We start from the raw sequence: 4,338 nt of genomic DNA, 5'->3' as shown, positions 1-4,338 counted from the left end.
CCCCCTCGACATGAGCCGGATCGAAGCACTGCCACTCACCGAGGTGCCGGAGCGGGTGCTGCAGACCGCCCGCCGCGCCGTGCACCAGCTCGGCAATGGCCTGTTCGGGGTGGATCTGCGCCAGCAGGATCGCGACTGCGTGCTGCTGGAAATCATCGACAATCCCTGGATACGTGGCGATATTGAGGACAGGGAGGCAAAGGACCTCTACGAGCGCCTGGCCAGGGCCTTCCGGCAACGGCTGGAAAACCGGGGGCAGAGCGCGGCAGGATAACAAGCATCGACAGCAGAGGTGATTATGATGACAACTGATTGGTGGGACATAGCGCCCCTTGGCTGGGAGAACATCCTGGCCTGCCTGGTGTGTGGCACTCTCGTGGGGGTGGAGCGGCAACTGCGCGGCAAGCCGGTCGGGATCCGCACTTCTTCGCTCATCATTCTCGGCACTTACTGCTTTCTCGCCATCGGTGCCGCCGTCAGCCCGGAAAGCGCCGATCAGGCGCGGGTACTGGGTCAGCTCATCACAGGCATCGGCTTTCTCGGCGCCGGCGTCATGATGACCCGGGATGGTCAGGTGCTGGGGGTGACCTCGGCCGCCACCGTCTGGATGCTGGCGGCCCTCGGCGCCCTCATCGGCATGCAGATGCTGCATCAGGCCGTGCTGCTCACCGGTGTCACCCTGGCCATCCTGGTGGGAGTGGATTATCTCGAGACCAGCTTCAAGAGCCTGCGCCGCGGCGTGCACAACCGGCTGGAGAACTGGCGCCACGGCAATGGTCACCCCCCCGCCACCAACGCCCCTCAAAAGGAGCTGGGCAGCGGCATCGAGAAGTGATCCCGCCTCGATTTGCCAATGAAAAGGGCTCCCGCAGGAGCCCTTTTGCTGTCAGCCATCTTATTGCAGCAGCAGGAAGCGGCCGCTCAGCGGCGGCAAGTCCACCGTCACGCTGCTGCCACCTGTGGTCAGGCTCTCGCCACTTTGCAGATCCAGCAGGGTGCTGCCACTGCGTAATTTGCCGACCGGCAGGGCATAGCTCTGGGGCGTGCTGGAGACGTTGAGCAAGTAGACGATCTGCTCACCCGCCGTCTGCTTGATGTCGCCATAGACGCTGCCATCGACCACCAGCTTGACCCGCTCCCCCTGATAGAGGGCGGGATGCTTGGCACGCAGGGCCAGCAGCCTGGCGAGCCACTCTTTCAGCTCAGCCTGTTCGGCACTGGGCACGAAGCCGGTAACGCCGGGCACCTTGCCATCGCTGCGGGCCACGTGATCGTCACAGAGCCCCTGCGCCGCGCAATCACCGCTTACCTGCTTGGTAAAACCCGGCACCTCGTCACCAAACTCCTCGCCGTAATAGAAGGTGATGGGGCCAGAGCGAGCCGCCAGGAAGCTGAAAGCCGCCTTGTGACGCAACCAGTACTCGGCCGGTTTGAAGCGGCCGCGCTCCAGCAGATCGCCGAAACGCACCAGATCGTGGTTACCCAGCATCAGGTTGGGCATGGCGTGACTGGGGTAACTCTCCACCTTGTTCCAGCTGGCATCGAGCACGCTGGCGCCCTGCCCCCCCTTACCGGACTCCTCCACCGCCAGTGCCTGCACCAGGCCGTAGCGCAGCGGGAAGTCGAACGCTGAGGCGAGCGCCGGATTGTCGCTCGGGCCGTAAGCCTGGGCACGGATCTCGTCGGCCCCCTTCCATACCTCGCTCACCATGTAGCCGAGGGTGCCCCACTGCTGACCGGCTGCCTTGCGCGCTGCGCTGGCCCGCTCCACTTCGCCGCGAATGGCGCGCCACTCGTCCAGCCCCAGCTGATAGGCCTGATCGAGGCGCCAACCGTCGATGCCATACTGCTCGACCCAGTAACGGGCCACCTCCTTGAAGTAGGCAAGGCTCTGCGGCTGGCTGTAATCCACCAGCTGACCGGGATAATCGGCACCGCCGCTCTTGAGAGCAGGCCGGCGCCCCTCTGGCGACGGCTTACTCACCCCCACCTTGTTGACGTGGCCAAACACCCCGTCGAGGAAGAGATAGAGGCCGCGCTGGTGCGCCGCATCCACCAGCTGTTTGAGCTGGGCATTGCTGCCAAAGCGGGGATCCACGGTGAAGAAGTCACAGGCGAAGTAGCCGGTGGCATCGAGCTTGTCATCCCCGCCCTGACCGGCGCAAAAGTCGAATACCGGGGTGAGCCAGATGGCGTTGACGTTGAGACTCTTGATGTGATCCAGGCTGTCGATGATCCCCTGCAGATCGCCGTTGTGCCGGGAGGGGCCGTAACCGACGCCGTAGTTGGCGGCGTTATCGCCATCGACGAAGGATTCCACCATCACCTGATAGGTGCGCAGGTTGCAGGCGGGCTGATCATGGCCGTGACAGGCGCGGCTGGCGGTGGCAAGCGGCGGATTGACCACGGGGGGCTGGGGCTCGCTGCGGGATCCACTGCCGCACGCCGTCAGTAACAGGGCGGCCCCGAGCAGGCCGCCATAGCGCAACGTTCCTTGTTTCATTGTTATGTTCCCGCTGGGGTGATATCAGCGCAGAAGGCGCCACTTCGGGGCCATGATAACGGCCCCGCCAGTACCGGTCCGTGACTGAAAACGTTACCTGCCTCAGCCAACGCTCACTCGCCTAGAGCACGCCAGCGGAGGCGAAACGGTAGTTGAGGGAGAGCCAGACGGCGCGACCCGGCTCCGGAATGCGACCGACCTGTTCATAGCCCAGCCCCGCCTGACTGGCGTGCACCGACTTGGAGAGGTGCTCGTAATAAAAGGTGTCGAACAGGTTGTCCACCCCGGCCGACAGCTGCCACCGCTCTGCAAACTGCCAGGCACCGCTCAGGTTCAGGGTGAAGAAGCCGGGGGTTTCCCCCTGATCCTGACCCGCGACCGTGCCAGCGCCCACATCCACCCTGCCCTGCGCGGCAACAGCGCGGCCAAGCAGGGTGACGTTCCACGCCTCGGCCGGTTGCCAGCCAAGCGCCAGCTTGCCATCGAGCGGCGGCATCTGTGCCAACGGCTGGTGGTCGCTGTGGTTTTCGCCGTAGACCACCGCCAGGCCGCCATCGAGGCGCCACTGCTCGGCAAACTGCCAGCGCCCTTCCAGCTCACCGCCCCGGGTCTGGGCATCTATGTTGCGCACCTTGTTCGACTGGTTGTTATAGAGCAGGTAATCCTTGATGTCGGCGCTGAACAGGGAGAGGGTCAAGTCCAGCTCGCTGCTGCGCAGGGCCAGCCCCGCATCCCACTGGCGGCTGCGTTCGGGATTGAGGGTGAAAGGGACGCTGTCCTTGCTGCGCTCCCAGTAGTCCGGCGCCCGCTTGGCCTGACCCCAGGCCAGATAGCCGGACCAGGCTGGCGACCACTGATATTCGTAGCGGCCAAAGCCGCTGCCCAGAGTCAGGGTATCGCTGTAGAGGGTCTGATCCCCTGCGCCATAGCGGGTGGTCTCGACCCTGTCCTGCCGATATCCCCCCTTGTAACTGTGCGATCCCTGCTGGCGGCCCAGCTCGGTGAAGCCCCCCTGCTGTTCGAAACGCAGGGTACGCTGACGCGGCTGGCTGGCGTAATCGACCCCGCTGCGGGCCCTGTGCTGATCCCGGTTGGCATCGAACCCGGCGGTCAGCAGCCAGTCCGCCGGCAGGGCGATGTCGTTAGCCCAGCGGCCGCCGGTATTGCGCCGATCCGGGTTGGAGAGCATCTTCATACCGCTGCTTTGCCGCAGACTGAAGTTGTCCATGATGTGGTCTATGTCGTTGTCCCACAGGGTCAGCTCGCTGCGCTGCCAATGGCTGCTGATCTGATCCTGCCTGAGCTTGAGGCCGAAGGACTCCCTATCGAACATGGGGCCGTCCATGGTGCGATCCGCATAAGCGGCGCGGGCATTGCTGCGCTCGGCGGTGAGTTCGAGCCAGCTGTGCTCCCCCGGCGTCCAGCCAAGCTGGGCGGTGCCATTCTCCCGGCGATAGAAAGAGCGCACCCTGTCGCCATGGCCATCTCGATAGTCATCGCTGTCGGAGTGGGTGAACTGACCGCGCAGATAACCCTCGGGGGAACCGACAGTGGCATCCAGCATCTGGTCGTCACGCCCGAAGCTGCCATAGAGCGCCGAGGCCTCTGCCTTGACGCCGGGGGCCGTGAACTCGGGCCGGTCGCGTTCGAACAGCACAGTGCCCGCCAGGGTCGCGCCCTGCTCGAGGGATTGCGGCCCCTTCAGCACCCGGATCCGGTCGAAGGATTGGGGAAACACATAGGCGGTGGGCGGATCCATGCGGCCGCCGCAGCCACCGGCCAGCATGCCACCATCCATCTGCACATTGAGGCGGGACATCCCCATCCCCCGCAAC

General features: G+C 64.8%; 3 protein-coding genes and 1 pseudogene. 2 read left to right on the top strand and 2 right to left on the bottom strand.

Translation table 11 applies throughout. The annotated features are described in order from the left end of the window. Positions 1–274, top strand: a pseudogene (locus AAC083_RS11945) (RimK family alpha-L-glutamate ligase); the annotation flags it as partial. 24 nt (positions 275–298) lie between these two features. Continuing rightward, positions 299–835 carry an MgtC/SapB family protein gene (locus AAC083_RS11940; RefSeq protein ID WP_042039163.1) on the top strand — a complete coding sequence of 179 codons (537 nt, stop codon included), beginning with the start codon at positions 299–301 and terminating at the stop codon, positions 833–835. Positions 836–895: 60 nt separating this feature from the next. On the opposite strand, the gene AAC083_RS11935 is transcribed toward AAC083_RS11940, so the two are convergent. Both AAC083_RS11935 and AAC083_RS11930 read right to left on the bottom strand, forming a co-directional pair. Beyond that, positions 896–2,503, bottom strand: coding sequence for an alpha-amylase family protein (locus AAC083_RS11935; RefSeq protein WP_108536712.1), 1,608 nt, complete (start codon positions 2,501–2,503; stop codon positions 896–898). A 121-nt stretch (positions 2,504–2,624) separates the two neighbouring features. Then, positions 2,625–4,338: TonB-dependent copper receptor (locus AAC083_RS11930; RefSeq protein WP_108536711.1), on the bottom strand; the 1,714-nt coding region annotated here is incomplete at its 5' end.

The sequence above is a fragment of the Aeromonas sp. HMWF014 genome (assembly GCF_963878295.1).
Lineage (GTDB): Bacteria > Pseudomonadota > Gammaproteobacteria > Enterobacterales > Aeromonadaceae > Aeromonas > Aeromonas popoffii.
Note: the sequence above shows the minus strand (reverse complement) of the source record. Positions and strands in the feature narration are given on the sequence as shown.

What these genes read in the sequence shown, in the direction of transcription:
- AAC083_RS11940 (WP_042039163.1), top strand. Translation starts at nt 299, where the DNA reads ATGATGACAACTGATTGGTGGGACATAGCGCCCCTTGGCTGGGAGAAC.
- AAC083_RS11935 (WP_108536712.1), bottom strand. Translation starts at nt 2,503, where the DNA reads ATGAAACAAGGAACGTTGCGCTATGGCGGCCTGCTCGGGGCCGCCCTG.